Source organism: Sphingomonas sp. Leaf257, from assembly GCF_001422185.1.
In the GTDB taxonomy this organism is placed as follows: Bacteria; Pseudomonadota; Alphaproteobacteria; order Sphingomonadales; family Sphingomonadaceae; genus Sphingomonas; species Sphingomonas yabuuchiae.
Genome location: NZ_LMMH01000007.1, coordinates 13146 through 27823, shown reverse-complemented (window position 1 = coordinate 27823; position 14678 = coordinate 13146). Strand labels below are relative to the sequence as shown.

11 protein-coding genes are annotated in these 14678 nt (G+C 66.6%); 10 read left to right on the top strand and 1 reads right to left on the bottom strand.

The window, feature by feature from the left end:
- Positions 1–16: 16 nt before the first annotated feature.
- Positions 17–691 carry a winged helix-turn-helix domain-containing protein gene (locus tag ASF14_RS06375; RefSeq protein ID WP_056433062.1) on the bottom strand — a complete coding sequence of 225 codons (675 nt, stop codon included), beginning with the start codon at positions 689–691 and terminating at the stop codon, positions 17–19.
- A gap of 124 nt (positions 692–815) precedes the next feature.
- Between ASF14_RS06375 and ASF14_RS06370 the strand changes: the two genes are divergently transcribed.
- From ASF14_RS06370 to ASF14_RS06325, 10 genes are all read left to right on the top strand, one after another.
- Positions 816–1130 carry a PepSY domain-containing protein gene (locus tag ASF14_RS06370; protein ID WP_056433058.1) on the top strand — a complete coding sequence of 105 codons (315 nt, stop codon included), beginning with the start codon at positions 816–818 and terminating at the stop codon, positions 1128–1130.
- A 59-nt stretch (positions 1131–1189) separates the two neighbouring features.
- Entirely contained in the window at positions 1190–2536 is a 1347-nt protein-coding gene (locus tag ASF14_RS06365) for a TolC family protein (protein WP_056433055.1), read from the top strand.
- Positions 2536–3576 (top strand): efflux RND transporter periplasmic adaptor subunit, encoded by a 1041-nt coding sequence (locus ASF14_RS06360; protein WP_056433051.1) that lies wholly within the window; start codon positions 2536–2538, stop codon positions 3574–3576. Before ASF14_RS06365 ends, ASF14_RS06360 begins: the two co-directional genes overlap by 1 nt.
- On the top strand, positions 3576–6650 hold the full coding sequence (locus ASF14_RS06355) for an efflux RND transporter permease subunit (RefSeq protein WP_056433048.1): 3075 nt from the start codon (positions 3576–3578) through the stop codon (positions 6648–6650). The genes ASF14_RS06360 and ASF14_RS06355 overlap by 1 nt, the downstream gene beginning before the upstream one ends.
- Positions 6647–7657 carry a YncE family protein gene (locus ASF14_RS06350; protein ID WP_056433045.1) on the top strand — a complete coding sequence of 337 codons (1011 nt, stop codon included), beginning with the start codon at positions 6647–6649 and terminating at the stop codon, positions 7655–7657. Before ASF14_RS06355 ends, ASF14_RS06350 begins: the two co-directional genes overlap by 4 nt.
- Before the next feature lie 23 nt (positions 7658–7680).
- The gene (locus tag ASF14_RS06345; RefSeq protein ID WP_168371508.1) at positions 7681–8352 is read left to right on the top strand and encodes a phosphatase PAP2 family protein; all 672 of its coding nucleotides are present in this window, start codon (positions 7681–7683) and stop codon (positions 8350–8352) included.
- Positions 8353–8450: 98 nt separating this feature from the next.
- Positions 8451–9104, top strand: coding sequence for a DedA family protein (locus ASF14_RS06340; protein ID WP_056433039.1), 654 nt, complete (start codon positions 8451–8453; stop codon positions 9102–9104).
- A 115-nt stretch (positions 9105–9219) separates the two neighbouring features.
- On the top strand, positions 9220–10197 hold the full coding sequence (locus tag ASF14_RS06335) for an efflux RND transporter periplasmic adaptor subunit (protein ID WP_056433036.1): 978 nt from the start codon (positions 9220–9222) through the stop codon (positions 10195–10197).
- The gene (locus tag ASF14_RS06330; protein WP_056433033.1) at positions 10197–13304 is read left to right on the top strand and encodes an efflux RND transporter permease subunit; all 3108 of its coding nucleotides are present in this window, start codon (positions 10197–10199) and stop codon (positions 13302–13304) included. Before ASF14_RS06335 ends, ASF14_RS06330 begins: the two co-directional genes overlap by 1 nt.
- Complete coding sequence (locus ASF14_RS06325; RefSeq protein ID WP_056433030.1) at positions 13301–14677, top strand: efflux transporter outer membrane subunit; 1377 nt, start codon at positions 13301–13303, stop codon at positions 14675–14677. The genes ASF14_RS06330 and ASF14_RS06325 overlap by 4 nt, the downstream gene beginning before the upstream one ends.
- The last annotated feature ends 1 nt before the right edge of the window (position 14678 follow it).

The following is a 14678-nucleotide window of genomic DNA, read 5'->3' as shown; positions in this document are numbered from 1 at the left end:
GGCCGGGATGCGTGACCTAACCCGCATCGATCCGGTATCCAGCGCCCCGAACGGTCTGGATCAATTCACGTCCGAAGCCGCGATCGACCTTGGCGCGCAACCGGCTCATGTGGCTCTCGATGATGTTGGTCTTGGGATCGAAGTGAAACGACCAGACATTTTCGAGGAGCATCGTGCGGGTCACCACCTCGCCTGCGTGCAGCATCAGATATTCAAGCAGTTTCAGTTCCTGGGCTTGCAAATCCACTCGCTGACCGGCGCGCGTCACGTTGCGGCGGATGCGGTCGAGAACCAGGTCGCCGACCGCAATCGTGGCGGCGACGTCCGAGATCGGGGGGCGCCGCGCGAGCGCATTGATCCGGGCGAGCAGTTCGGTCGCCGCGAACGGTTTCGCCAGATAGTCGTCGGCCCCCGCCTCGAGCCCTTCGACCCGGTCCTCGACGCCGTTCATGGCTGTGAGGAACAGCGCAGGTGTCCGTATCCCCGCCGCCCGGATGGCCTTGAGCGCCGGCAGGCCAGCGATGCCCGGCACCATCCGGTCAAGGATCAGAACGGCGTATTCGCTGGAAGATGCCAGGAAGATCGCGTCCTGCCCGGTCGAACAGGCGTCGACGACATGGCCTGCGCTGCTCAGCACGCGCTCCAGGTCCTCACGCGTCCCGGCATCGTCTTCAAGCAACAAGAGCTTCATCGACTGATGATCCGGTTTCGCGCCGGAGACGGCAAGTTGGGCATAATCAATCTTGTCCTCACCCGCGACGAAGGTTGCCGCTCCTAGAAGGGCACGGTGTAATCTGCCCCAAGGAGTGTGTGTCATGAAAGACGTGCGATTGATGCTGGGTCTGCTGTCCGTCGCGGCGATGAGTGGAACAGCCGCTGCGGCAGCAACGAAACTGAAGGGACACCAATACGCCGCTCAGGCGAAGGTCTCTCTCGCCACGGCACGGCAGACCGCACTCAAGGCGCGTCCCGGCACGATCACCGATCAGGAGCTGGAACGGGAGAAGGGTGGCAGCGGCCTGCGCTATTCCTTCGATATCACCAGCCACGGCAAGCCTTATGAGGTCGGAATCGACGCGCGAAGCGGCGTGATCCTCGAGAATGTTGCCGAAGGCAAAAACCCGGACTGACCAACATCGAGATCCCGACGCATTGGCCAGCGTTACCGGCCAGGAGGCGCGACAGAAGCATGTTGATCAGGGGGATCAGGAAGGGCGTCCTGCCCATTCTGCTTGCAGCGTTGTTGGCGGGATGCGCGCATTACACCGCGCTTCCGCTCACGCGAGACATACCGCTCGCGCCGTCTGTCGGCGCGCTGCAGGGTGCCGCGGAAGATCATGGAGCCTTATCAGTCAGTGACGTCGTGACGTTGGCGCTGGCAAACAACCCGGATCTTCGCGCGGCGCGCCTGAAGCGGGGCATTGCCGAGGGGCAGGCGACGCAAGCCTCGATCCTCGCCAATCCGTCCCTGTCGGGCGCTTTCCTGCCTCTGCTTTCGGGGGCAGGCACCGTCCCGGCCTGGAATCTGGGAGTGGCACAGGACATCAAGAGCCTCGTCACCTATCGCGCGCGACGCCGCGCTGCCACTGCCAGCACCCGGCAAGTTGCGGCTGATCTCGTCTGGCAGGAATGGCAGGTCGCCGGGCAGGCGCGCCAGCTTGCCACCGACATCATCATCGGCACGCGCAGCCGCCCGACCTATGTCGCGGCCTACGATCTCCTGTCCGATCGCAACGGCAAGCTCGAGCGCGCCCTCGCTGCCAGAACCGTGACGCTCGTCACCGTCGCCCCGGACCGTGTCGCTCTTCAGGCGGCGCGCACGTCGCTCAACACGCTCGACCAGACGTTGCTATCGCAGCGGCACCAGCTGAACGCCCTGCTGGGCTTGACACCCGATGCGGTCATGCCGCTTGCGACCGCGCCCGACCTCCCGCCGTTTAACCCCGCCGCGATCCGCGCAGGGCTTGCGACGCTGCCTGATCGCCGGCCCGACCTGCTCGCACTGCGCCTCGGCTATGCAGCCGCTGACGAGCAATTGCGCGTCGCGATCCTGTCGCAGTTTCCTGACCTGATCCTTGGCGGTTCCGCGTCGAGCGACAGTTCGAAGGTCATCAACGGCGGGCCGAACGTGCAGGTCGGCTTGCCCATCTTCGATCGCAACCAGGGCAATGTCGCGATCGCGCGGGCGACGCGGGCGCAGCTTCAAGCCGATTATTCTGCGCGGCTAGCGGCCGCTACCGGTACGGTCGGCGCGCTGCTGCGCGAATATGAGCAGCTCGCGGCGCAACTGGCGATCGCGCGTCGCGATTTGCCTGCCGCCCGCATCGCCGCGTCCCGGGCACAGGCGGCGTTCGGCGCCTCCAACATCGACGAGCGGGGCTATGTCGACCTCGTCTCTAACCGCTTCGCCAAGGAAGAGGAGATCATGACCTTGGAACTCGCGCTGTTCGATCGTCAGATCGCCATACAGACGCTGGTCGGCGCGGGCCTGCCGACGATCGACTTGTCCGCCGAACAAGCGGGGAGCGGTCGGTGATGCCGCCTCATCCGAGAATATCTGCTGCTCTGCTTCTGCTTTTGGTCACGGCTTGCAGCAGCGGATCCCCCGCGCCGGATGCCAGCGATACCCCGACGCCCAGCGTTCTCGTCAACACCGTCGCACCCCGCCAGGGTGCGCTACCGGCGATCGTCACGGCTTATGGCTCCGTGGCGCCTTCCGAGATCGGCACCCGGACATTCAATGAAGCGCAGCCAGGCCAGGTGACGCGGCTGTTCGTCGCCCCAGGCAGCGCCGTGAAGGCCGGACAGGCTCTTGCTATATTTGTCACGGCGCCGACTTCGCGCAGCACCTACGCACAAGCGGTGAGCGCTCTCGCCGCAGCGCAGAAGGCGCGCGCCAGCACGGCGCAGCTGCTCGCGCAGCAGCTCGCGACAACCGATCAGCTGGTGCAGGCGGACAAGGCGGTGTCCGACGCACGAACCTCTCTCGCTGCGCTGCGCGCCGAGGGGGCTGGCACCCCTGTCCATACCATCGTGGCACCGTTTGCGGGCATCGTCACCGCCGTCGCGGTTGCCCAGGGTGACCGCACCGCAGCGGGCGCGACCATCCTAACGGTCGCGCGATCGGGCGGGATCGTCGTCACCGTCGGGATCGATCCGTCGCAGCGCGGCGCGGTCGTTGTCGGACAAGCGGCGTCGCTGAAGCGCTTGTCGGGCGGCGGTACGATCGAAGGTCGCGTCGTGCGGGTCGACGGCGCGTTGAATGCCGTGACCAAGATGGTCGACGTCGACTTATCCTTCCCTGCGGGCGCACTCCTCCCGGGCGAGCCTATGCAGGTCGACATCCGCACCGGCGCGGTCAACGGATGGGTCGTGCCGCACGCGGCCGTCGTGACCGCCGGTGGCAGCCCGAAAATATTCCAGGTGCAGAGCGGCAAAGCCAAGGCGGTGCCGGTCACTATCAGGCTGTCGTCGGACGCGGGCGACGTCGTGGATGGCGCCCTGTCCCCCCGTATCCCGCTGATCGTCGCCGGTGCCTATCAGGTCACCGACGGCGATGCCGTCCGGAGCCGTTGATGCTCGAGCGGTTCCTCCGCACCCAGTCGCGCGCCTTCGTCCTTGTCGGCTTGGCGCTGGCACTAGCGGGAATCGTCGCAGCGTTGTCGTTGCCGATCGGGCTCTTCCCTCAGGTATCGTTTCCGCGGGTCGTCGTCGATCTCGATTCCGGGAGCCGTCCCGCAGATCAGACCGCGCTGACCGTTACCCGTCCAGTCGAGGAGGCGATCCGCGCCATCCCTGGCGTCAACAACGTCCGTTCCGAGACGGCGCGCGGGACCGCGCAGATCTCGATCGACTTCGGTTGGGGGCGCGACATGATCGCGAGCACGCTGCTCGTCGATACCGCGGTCGGCCGTATCCTGCCGTCGCTGCCTGCCGGCACGCAGTACAATGTCCGCCGGATGGACCCGACCGTCTTTCCGATCATCTCCTATGCGCTGGTATCCGACACGGCGGATCCAGCTCAGCTCCAGGACTTCGCACGACTTCAGATTACCCCGCTGCTGTCCTCGATCACCGGCCTTGCGAAGGTCGGTGTGCAGGGTGGTGACACCGCAGAGGTCGAGGTGCTCGCGGACCCGCAACGGCTCGCGAGCTACGGCCTGGCGATGGCGGACCTTGCGACCGCCATCCGCAACGGCAACGTGTTGAGTGCGGTCGGGCAGGTCCAGGATCGTGGTCGACTCTCGCTCGTGATTGCCGATCGCAGTGTCGCCAGCGCTGCGCAGATCGGTGACATCGTCGTCAAGGCGGCCCCGGCAGGGGTCGTTCGGGTGCGGGATGTCGCAACCGTGCAGACCGGTGCCGTGCCCGTCTGGCAGCGGATCGTCGAAGACGGAAAGCCTGCGGTGCTGTTCAACATCTACGAACAGCCGGACGGCAACGCGGTTCAGATCGCAAAGCAAGTGCAGGCGAAGCTGGCGAGTGTGAGGCTGCCGGCCGGGGTAAAGCTCGTCAACTGGTACGACCAGAGCGAGTTGGTGACCCAATCGGTCGCGAGCGTTCGTGACGCGGTACTGATCGGCCTCGTGCTCGCCGCGCTGGTGCTCCTCCTGTTCCTGCGCAGCTGGCGCGTCACGTTCGTCGCCATCATCGTCGTGCCGGCAACGCTGGCGACCACGGTGTTGGTGCTGAGCATCCTCGGCATGAGCTTCAACATCATGACCCTCGGCGGGATCGCCGCCGCAGTCGGATTGCTGATCGACGACGTCATCGTGATGGTCGAGCATATCGCCCGCCGCGCTGGCGAGGTGAGACCGGATGGGGAGGTCGCTGGCAATGCCGCGGTCATCCCGGCCGCGCGTGAGTTTATGGCACCGCTGACCGGATCGAGCCTCGCGACGCTGATCGTGTTCGTGCCGCTATCATTCCTGACCGGGGTCACCGGTGCCTTCTCCAAGGCGCTGTCAGTGACGATGGCGGCGGCACTTGCCATTTCCTGGGCGATGACGGCTTTCGTCGTGCCGGTCCTCGTGAGGTGGCTGGTGGACTTTCGCACATGGAAGGATCCCGGTGTCGCCGGTGAGGGGCGGCTTGCCGTGGTCCATGACAAGGGCCTTGATCGCCTGTCGGCCCGGCCCTGGTTGCTACTTGTCATTCTCGTGCCGCTCCTGACAATCGGTTATATCGGCTATTCCAAGGTGCCGACAGGTTTCATGCCGAAGGTCGACGAAGGCGGCTTTGTCATGGACTATTACACTTCGCCCGGCACGTCGCTGGATGAGAGCGGGCGTCAGGTCGGCCAGATCGACCGTCTGCTTGCCGCCAATCCGGAGGTGCTAACCTTCTCGCGGCGGCTCGGCACTGGCCTCGGCGGTGATCTCGGTCAGAGCTATCACGGTGACTATTTCGTCCGGCTGAAGCCGAACCACAGTCGCCCGACCGAGAAAGTGGCTGCCAGCGTCGCGGACGAGATCGGGGTCAAGGTGCCGGGCGTCCAAGTCGAGGTCGCGCAACTCATCGAGGATCTGATCGGTGATCTCACGGCCGTTCCGCAGCCGATCGAGGTCAAGCTCTACTCGTCCGACCCAACCGTGCTCGATGCCCAAGCCAAGAAGGTCGCTGCACTGATCGCAAAGATCGATGGCGTGGTCGAGGTGAAGGACGGCGTTCAACTCGCAGGTGACGCACTCGACGTCCGGGTCGACCCGGTTCGCGCCGGCGTGGAAGGGGTCGCGCCCGCAGACGTCGAGACACAGCTGTCGACCGCCCTGAGCGGCACTGTCGCCACAACCCTTGCCCGACCCGACAAGGCCATCGACGTGCGCGTCCGGCTTCCGCAGGCGATGACGATCAGCCAGGCCGGGCTTGGGCAGCTGCCCATCCGGGCCACTGATGGCCATCTATTCCCGCTGTCGCGTGTCGCGTCCATCGAGGCAGTCGTCGGACAACCGCAGATCGCCCGTGAGAACCTGGAACCGATGGTCGCCGTGACCGGTCGCATTCAGGGACGCGGCATCGGTGCTGCCGTTGGCGACGTGACGAAGGCCCTCGACCAGCCAGGCGTGCTGGCACCCGGTATCCGTTATGAGCTGGGCGGTCTCTATCAGCAGCAGCAGATCGCCTTCGCCGGCCTCATCAAGGTGTTCGGCGCAGCGCTCGTCACCGAGCTGGTGTTGCTGCTTGTGCTTTACCGGCGGTTCTGGCTGCCCGTCATCATCATCGGCTGCTCGCTCCTGTCGACCACGGCCGTGTTCACCGCCCTGTGGCTCGCCGGCGTCGACCTCAACATCACGGCGCTGATGGGCATGACGATGATCATCGGCATCGGCACCGAGATGGCGATCTTCTACGTCTCCGAGTTCGAGGAACTCTGCCACACCATGCCGCCCGTCGTCGCGACGCGCGAGGCAAGCCGCAACCGCCTGCGTCCGATCACGATGACGACGTTTGCGGCGATCCTGACGCTCCTGCCGCTCGCCCTGGCGATCGGCCAAGGCTCAGGCATCCAGCAGCCGCTGGCGATCGCGATCATCGCCGGGCTGTTGCTGCAATATCCGCTCGTCCTCCTGGCAATGCCGATCCTCGTTCGGCTGACCCTACCGCATTCCGACCATGATCCCGCCATTCCAGCACAAGGAACTGTACAATGAAGAGGGTACTGACGACTGCTACCTTGGCGCTGACCTCCTTCGCTGCGGCGGGGGCTGCCCCGCCGACGCCAGCTTATCGCGTCGCGGCTACCATTTCCGGTCCGGACGGCGGGGGATGGGACTATGCCCGCGTTGATCCAGTCGATCACCGCCTCTTCATCGCCCGGTCGACATCGGTCACCGTCATCGACACCAGAGGTGAGCGGGCAGTCGGATCGATCGGCACGATCGCGCACGGTCATGCGGTCGTACCGCTTCCCGGCGGGCGGCTCATGGCGACGAGCGGCGACGATGCCTCGGTCCGCTTTCTTTCAACCTCCGATGGTCGCGAACTCGGTCGTGTAACGGTCGGCAAAAAACCTGACGCTGCGATCGTCTCGCCTGACGGCAAAACTGGCTTCGTGATGAATGCCAAGGCCGGTTCGGTATCGATCATCGACACGGCAGCGATGCGGACTTTGCGCACTGTGCAGCTCAAGCCGGGCCTTGAATATGCCGCGCTGACGCCGGACGGCACGCTGTTCGTGAACAACGAGGACGCAAACGAGATGGAGGTCGTCGACGTGCGGCGTGGCACAGCCGCTGCGCCGATCGCCTTGCCAGGGTGCGCCGAGCCATCTGGCCTTGCCTATGACGCGAAAACGGATCGCCTGATTGCCGCGTGTGCCAACGGCAAGGCGGCCATCGTCACGGGCTCGAACCACAAACTTTCGCAGCTGGTCGACATCGGCGCAGGCCCGGATGCCGTGATTCTGGATCCGCAGCGTCGCTTGGCATTCATTCCCTGCGGCAAGGACGGAGTGCTGGACGTGCTGTCTCTTGAGGGCACCGTCGTGAAGCGCGTGGGCCGTATCAAGACTGCGGTGGGTGCACGGACGGGTGCGCTCGATCCAGATAGCGGTGCGATCTACTTGCCGACAGCATCGTTTGGCCTGCCAGCCAAACCTGGTGCCCGCCCGGTCGCAACGCTTGGCACGTTCAAGGTCCTGGTCGTGAAGCCGGCGTGACGGGACCAAATGGAATAAGTCGGGTGACTGTCCCCATGCGGATACTCTACGGGGGCTCACTGCTCGCGCTGGGCGCAGGGCTTCTACTCGTCGCCGCGTCGCTCTTCGCCACAGGCCGGGTGACGGGTTTCGATGCGGCCATTCTCGTGTGGGTGCGCGAGCGCACCGGCGATCATGGTCCGCTGATCGTGGCTTCCCACGGTGCGACCATGATGGGTAACAACCTCACTTTGTGGATCGTGACCGCGATCGGGCTCGCATATCTAGCGAGCAGGCAACGCTGGCGGTTGTGTGCCTATCTTGCGAGCACGGCCGCAGGTGGGGCGATTATCGTCAGCGTTTTAAAGGCACTCGTGGATCGGCCCCGGCCGATGATTGTCGCGCATCTTGTCGATGTTCGAACGGCTAGCTTCCCGAGCGGGCACGCCATGGACTCCGCTTTCGTCTATGGCTCGCTAGCGATCGTCATGGCTGCGCAGGCCCGTCGAGGTCGTCGAGCGACTGTCGCAACTTCCGTTGCCATGTTGCTGATTTTTGCAATCGGGGCTTCACGGATCATTCTAGGCGTCCACTGGCCGACGGACGTGGCCGCTGGTTGGGCTATCGGCTTGGGCTGGACCGCCATCGTGACGCAGATTTTTGTTTGGACCAATAACCTGAATTCCGCGCCGAGCAGCTGGCCGTCTCTCCGTTAGCGCATGATCGAGGAAACGACGCTTGCGGTCATTTCGCGGCTGCCAACGAGCGTCGACGCACATTTGCGCAAGAAAACTGAAGCGCCAAGGACATCAAAATGAATGGGCTAAGCAATCTCATCGCGACGCTGGCGGGCTGGATCGTCGCCGTGATCGCTGCGACCGGATATATTGGCATCATCGGTTTGATGGCTCTCGAAAGCGCCTGCATCCCGCTGCCGTCTGAAATCATCATGCCGTTTAGCGGTTATCTGGTCTCGACCGGTCGCCTGGACCTGTGGCTGGTAGCGATTGCGGGAGCAGTTGGCTGTAATCTCGGATCAGCTCTTGCTTATGAGGCGGGGCGCCGCGGTGGTCGTCCCATGGTCGAGCGTTACGGACGCTGGCTTTTGCTCACACCCGAGGATCTTGACCGATCGGAACGGTTTTTCGAGCGCTTCGGCGGTGCGGCTGTTCTGATAGGTCGGATGTTGCCGGGCATCCGCTCGTTTATCGCGCTGCCTGCGGGGATCGCCCGGATGCCGTTGCTGCGCTTTCACCTATACACCTTCATAGGGTCACTGCCTTGGTGCCTGGGGCTGGCCTATGCCGGCCAGGTACTCGGGAGCCGCTGGAACACAGACCCGAGATTGTCGGCCTGGTTTCACAAGATCGACCTGTTCCTGCTGGGCGCGATCGTGCTGGCGGCAATATGGTTCGTCCGACGTCGCCTGACGGGGGTGCGAACTTCACGCGCGACAGAACCCGAATAAAAGTCGGGGGTGACCTCGGGACCCCTCGTCTGCAACCAGAGCGGGGGGCCGCTTCATTGGGACTTTGTATAGTCGCCTCCAGCAGCGCCCATGCTTTCGTGACTAAGCCGTCACGATGCGCCAGACTTTTCTTCTGATCCCGATCCTGCTTGCCGGTTGCGGCGAGAAGACTGCGAAGCCCTCCGCACCGCCCGCCCATGCCGAGACGATCGCGCACGAAAGCGAGCTGCTGAAGCTGACGCTGACGCCCGAGGCGCAACGTCGCCTGGGCATCGGCTTGGTGCGTGTCGGCGGAGGATCGGCCACCGCAACGCGCGAGGTGGCCGGTGAAATCGTGGTCCCGCCGATCAGCGCCAACGGCGTGCCGGTCAATTCGACGACCAACCTCCAGCAAATCGGCAGCCAGCAGGCCGCGGCCGATGCCGAACTGGCGCGCGCATCGGCGCAGGCCCGCCTCGCCCGGATCGCGCTCGATCGCGCCGCGAGCCTGGTGCGCGAGGAAGCGGGCAGCGTGCGCGCGCGTGACGAAGCTGCGGCGGCATTGGCAGCAGCACAGGCAGCGCTGGGCGCGGCACGTCAGCAGCGCCGCTTGCTTGGGCCTGCGGTCGCCTCGCTCGGGTCGCAAGCGGTGCTGTGGGTCCGCGCGTCGGTGTTCGGCAGCGACATGGGGAATGTGCGCCGTGAGGCCGCCGCGACGGTCCGCACGCTCGGCGACGCCGGCCTGCCACGCAGCGCCCGTCCGGTGCAGGCGCCGCCATCCGCCAACACCGTCGCGGGCACCGTCGACCTGTATTACGCCGTCGACAATCGCGACCGGGCTTTCCGGGTCGGTCAGCGCGTGTCGGTCGACCTGCCGCTCGCCGGGCAGACCGAGGGGCTGTCGGTCCCGTCCGCCGCGATCCTGCGTGACATTCATGGCGGCGAGTGGGTCTATCAGAAGACCGCGCCCGACACCTTCGTCCGCCAGCGGGTCGAGGTGGCATCGGAAAGCGGCGGACGGGCGCTGCTCGCGCGCGGGCTGTCCGTCGGCGCGCAGGTCGTGACCGATGGCGCGGCGGAGCTGTTCGGTACCGAGTTCGGGGCGGCGCACTGATGCTTGGCCGGCTCGTCCATTTCGCGCTGGCGCAGCGCGTCCTCGTTCTCGCGCTCGCCGCGCTGCTGGTGGTGCTCGGGGTCCGCGCCGGGCGCGACGTGCCGCTCGACGTGTTCCCCGAGTTCGCACCGCCGATGGTGGAAATCCAGACCGAGGCCCCGGGGCTGTCGACCGAGGAGGTCGAAAGCCTGGTCACGGTGCCGATCGAGACCGCGGTCAACGGCGTTCCCGGCCTGATGACGCTGCGCTCCAAATCGGTGCTGGGCCTGTCGTCGGTGCAGATCCTGTTCGAGCGCGGGTCCGACGTGATCCGCGCCCGCCAGATGGTCGGAGAGCGGATCGCGCAGGTGCAGCCGCGCCTGCCGCTCGCGGCGCGTCAACCGGTGCTGATGCCGCCGCTTTCCTCCACCAGTCGCGCGATGAAGGTCGGGCTGTCGTCGACGAAGCTCGACCAGATGCAGTTGTCCGAATTGGTGCGCTGGACGATCCGGCCACGGCTGATGGCGGTCCCCGGCGTCGCCAACGTCGCGGTCTGGGGCCAGCGCGACCGGCAATTGCAGGTGCTGGTCGATCCCGATCGTCTGCGCGCTTCCGGCGTGACGCTGGCGGAAGTACGCGCCGCGGCGGGCGACGCGGTTCTGGTCGGGGGCGGCGGGTTCGTCGACACGCCCAACCAGCGGCTTGCGGTCCAGCAGGCGGGCACCGTCCAGACGGCGGCTGACCTCAGCCAAGCGATCGTCAAGCAGGCAGGCGAAGCACCGGTCAGGATCGGCGACGTCGCGCGCGTGGTCGACGGCTTCAACGCGCCGATCGGCAACGCCATCATCGACGACGGTCCCGGCATCATGCTGATCGTCGAGAAGCAGCCGACCGCCAACACCCTGGAGCTGACCCGCGCGGTCGAAGCGGCGTTCGCCGACCTGAAGCCCGGTTTGAAGGACGCGAAGGTCGACACGACGATCTTCCGGCCGGCGACCTTCATCGAACGATCGATCGACAATCTCACCCGTGCGCTGATGATCGGCTGCGCGCTGGTGGCGGCGGTGCTGTTCCTGTTCACCCGCGACTGGCGGCAGGCGACGATCAGCCTCGTCGCGATCCCGCTGTCGCTGCTCGGCGCCGGCATGATGCTGCTCTGGTCGGGCGCGACGATCAACGTGATGATTATTGCCGGCCTCGTCATCGCGCTGGGCGAGGTGGTCGATGACGCGATCATCGACGTGGAGAATATCGCCCGTCGCCTGCGGCTGAACCGCGAGGCGGCCGATCCGAAGCCCGCGTTCGCGGTGGTGCTGGCCGCGTCGCTGGAGGTGCGCTCGGCGGTCGTGTTCGCCTCGCTGATCGTGATGCTGGTGTTCGTGCCGATCTTCTTCCTCGGCGGGGTAGCCGGCACCTTCTTCCAGCCCCTCGCCATCGCCTATGTGCTGGCGATCGGCATGTCGCTGCTGGTCGCGCTGACCGTCACGCCGGCGATGTGCCTGCTGCTCCTGCCGAACGCGCCGCTTACCGAGGAGCGCGACACCCGCTTCGTCGCCGGATTGAAGCGTCGCTATGTCGGCTTCCTGCCGTGCGTGGTGGGAAGGCCGGCGCTGGCGGTCGGGATCGTTGCGGGCGGGCTGCTGCTGGCGGGGGTCGGCTATGCGACCTTCAAGGACCAGTTCCTTCCCGACTTCCGCGAAACCGACTTCCTGATGCACTTCGTCGAGAAGCCGGGCACGTCGATCGAGGCGATGGACCGGATTACGATCCGCGCGTCGAAGGAGCTGCGCAGCATCCCCGGTGTGCGCAACTTCGGCGCGCATATCGGTCGCGCCGAGCAGGCCGACGAGGTGGTCGGTCCCAACTTCACCGAACTCTGGATCAGCCTGGATGAGAATGCCGATTACGATGCGTCGGTGAAGCGGATCAAGGAGGTGGTCGAGGGCTATCCCGGCCTCTACCGCGATGTGCTGACCTATCTGCGCGAGCGGATCAAGGAGGTGCTGACTGGTGCCGGCGCGACCATCGTCGTCCGCATCTACGGCCCTGACCAGGCGGAGCTGCGCGCGGCCGGCGCGCGTGTTCGGGACGCGATCGGCGGTATTCAGGGCGTGTCCGACCTGAAGCTGGAGAGCCAGGTGCTGGTCCCGCAAATCCGCATCCGCCCGCGCGCCGGCGAACTGGCCCGGCTCGGGCTGACCGCGGGCGAGGTCCGCCGGCAGGCGCAGGTCTTAGTGGCGCAGGCCAAGGTCGGCGAAATCTACCGCGACCAGCGCGCGTTTGACGTCGCGGTTTGGGGTGAGCCGGCGGTGCGGAACAGCGTCCATGCGCTTCGCGACCTGATGATCCAGGCACCCGTCACCGGCGCGCCGGTGCGGCTCGGAGACATCGCCGATATCGAGATCGCGCCCGCTCCCAACGAGGTGAAGCGCGAGAACGGCCAGCGCCGCCTCGACGTGACGATGAACGTCGCGGGCGCGGATCTCGGCACCGTCGCGCAGGCGGTCGACGCCGCGGTCGCGAAGGTGCCGTTCGCGACCGGCTATCACCCGCAGGTGCTGGGCGAATATGCCGCGCTGAAGGAATCGCGCAGCCGGTTGTGGAGCATCGGCGCGCTGTGCCTCGTCGGCATCCTGCTGCTGGTGTGGATGGAGTTCCGCTCGCGCCGGATCACCGCGCTGGTCGCCGTCAGCCTGCCGTTCGCGCTGGTCGGGGGCGTGGTCGCGGTCGCGCTCACCGGCGGGGTGCTGTCGCTCGGCTCGCTGGTCGGCTTCGTCACCGTCATCGGCATCGCCGCGCGCAACGGCATCATGCTGCTGTCGCACTATCAGCATCTCGAACGCCATGAGGGCATGACCTTCGGCCGCGAACTGGTGCTGCGCGGCGCGGAGGAGCGACTGGTGCCGATCCTGATGACCGCCGCCTGTGCCGGCCTCGCGCTGGTGCCGCTGATCGTCGCGGGCAACGCGCCGGGGCACGAGATCGAGCATCCGATGGCGATCGTGATCCTCGGCGGTCTCATCTCGTCGACCGCGCTCAACCTGCTGCTGCTGCCCGCGCTCTACGCTCGCTATGGCGAGAAACGCGCCGTGCCGCCTGCTGCCGCACACAAGGAGGCGCTGGCATGATCCGTCGCCTCGTCCCCGCCGTCGCGCTGCTCGCCTCCGCGTGCATGAGCGTGCCCGCACCTCCGCCGACGATCGCCCCACCCAGCGCGACGGGCGAGTTCGCCCGACTTCCCGTCGCGTCGATCGCGCCGGTGCCGGATGACTGGTGGCGGCTCTACGACGATCCAGTCCTCGACGGACTGGTCCTATCGGCCCTCGCCGCCAACGCCGATCTGCGCGTCGCCTATGCCAATCTCGACGGCGCACGCGCGGCATTGCGACAGGCACGGGCAGCGCGGTTGCCGCAGACGACGATCGAGAGCGCGCTGGGCATCGACAATCCCGCCGGACAACCGAGTGCGTCGGGCAATGTGCCCACGACGGATTACGATATCGCCGCAACCGCGAGCTGGGACCTCGACCTGTTCGGCCGGCTTCGCTCGGCCGCGACCGCGGCGGGCGCTGATACCGAGGCGCAAGTGGCCGTCGTCGACGGACTGCGCGTTGCGGTCGTTGCCGATACCGTGCTGGCCTATGTCGACCTGTGCGGATCGACCCGCGCCATCGCCACCGCGCGCGAGGTCGCTGCGGCGCAGGACCGTTCGCTCGCTCTCGTGCGCGAGCAGTTGCGTGCCGGCGAGGTGTCGCCGCTGGAAGTCTCGCAGGTCGCGACGATCGCCGCTGCCACTCGTGCCGCCATCGCCCCGTTCGAGGCGCAGCGCGCCAATGCGCTGTACCGGCTCGCGACGCTGCAGGGGCGCCCGCCCGCCGAAGCGCGCGCCTACCGCTTCGCCTGCACCGCCGCGCCCCGTCTGCGCGGGGCGGCACCGGTCGGCGACGGCACCGCGCTGCTGCTACGCCGTCCCGACGTGCGCGAAGCAGAGCGCCGCCTTGCCGCCGCGGCCGCACGGATCGGCGTGGCACGCGCGGACCTCTATCCACGGGTCAATCTGGGCGGGGCTGTCGGGTTGCTGTCCGGCGGGATCAGTGCGGCGGTGACGCCGCTCGTCAGCTGGGCCTTTCCCAACCAGGCACCGGCACGCGCACGTCTCGAACAGGCCCGCGCGACCGAGCGCGCGGCGCTGGCCGGGTGGGACGTGGCGGTGCTGCGGTCACTGCGCGAGGTCGAGACGGCCTTGGCGACCTACGATGCCGAAACCCGTCGCAACCGCGATCTGGCGACCGCCTCGCGCGAGGCGCAGGCCTATGCGCGCCGCGCAGGTGCCCGCGTCCGCCTTGGCGACGCGCCCGGCCTGCTCCAAGTCGATGCCCAGCGCGCGATCGCATCGGCGACCCTCCAACAGGTCCAGTCCGATCTGGCGGTGTCGCAGAACGAGGTCGCTCTGTTCCGCGCCTTGGGCGGCGGTTGGCGAACCGACGCCGCTACGCGATAAT

What these genes read in the sequence shown, in the direction of transcription:
- ASF14_RS06375 (WP_056433062.1), bottom strand. Translation starts at nt 691, where the DNA reads ATGAAGCTCTTGTTGCTTGAAGACGATGCCGGGACGCGTGAGGACCTG.
- ASF14_RS06370 (WP_056433058.1), top strand. Translation starts at nt 816, where the DNA reads ATGAAAGACGTGCGATTGATGCTGGGTCTGCTGTCCGTCGCGGCGATG.
- ASF14_RS06365 (WP_056433055.1), top strand. Translation starts at nt 1,190, where the DNA reads ATGTTGATCAGGGGGATCAGGAAGGGCGTCCTGCCCATTCTGCTTGCA.
- ASF14_RS06360 (WP_056433051.1), top strand. Translation starts at nt 2,536, where the DNA reads ATGCCGCCTCATCCGAGAATATCTGCTGCTCTGCTTCTGCTTTTGGTC.
- ASF14_RS06355 (WP_056433048.1), top strand. Translation starts at nt 3,576, where the DNA reads ATGCTCGAGCGGTTCCTCCGCACCCAGTCGCGCGCCTTCGTCCTTGTC.
- ASF14_RS06350 (WP_056433045.1), top strand. Translation starts at nt 6,647, where the DNA reads ATGAAGAGGGTACTGACGACTGCTACCTTGGCGCTGACCTCCTTCGCT.
- ASF14_RS06340 (WP_056433039.1), top strand. Translation starts at nt 8,451, where the DNA reads ATGAATGGGCTAAGCAATCTCATCGCGACGCTGGCGGGCTGGATCGTC.
- ASF14_RS06335 (WP_056433036.1), top strand. Translation starts at nt 9,220, where the DNA reads ATGCGCCAGACTTTTCTTCTGATCCCGATCCTGCTTGCCGGTTGCGGC.
- ASF14_RS06330 (WP_056433033.1), top strand. Translation starts at nt 10,197, where the DNA reads ATGCTTGGCCGGCTCGTCCATTTCGCGCTGGCGCAGCGCGTCCTCGTT.
- ASF14_RS06325 (WP_056433030.1), top strand. Translation starts at nt 13,301, where the DNA reads ATGATCCGTCGCCTCGTCCCCGCCGTCGCGCTGCTCGCCTCCGCGTGC.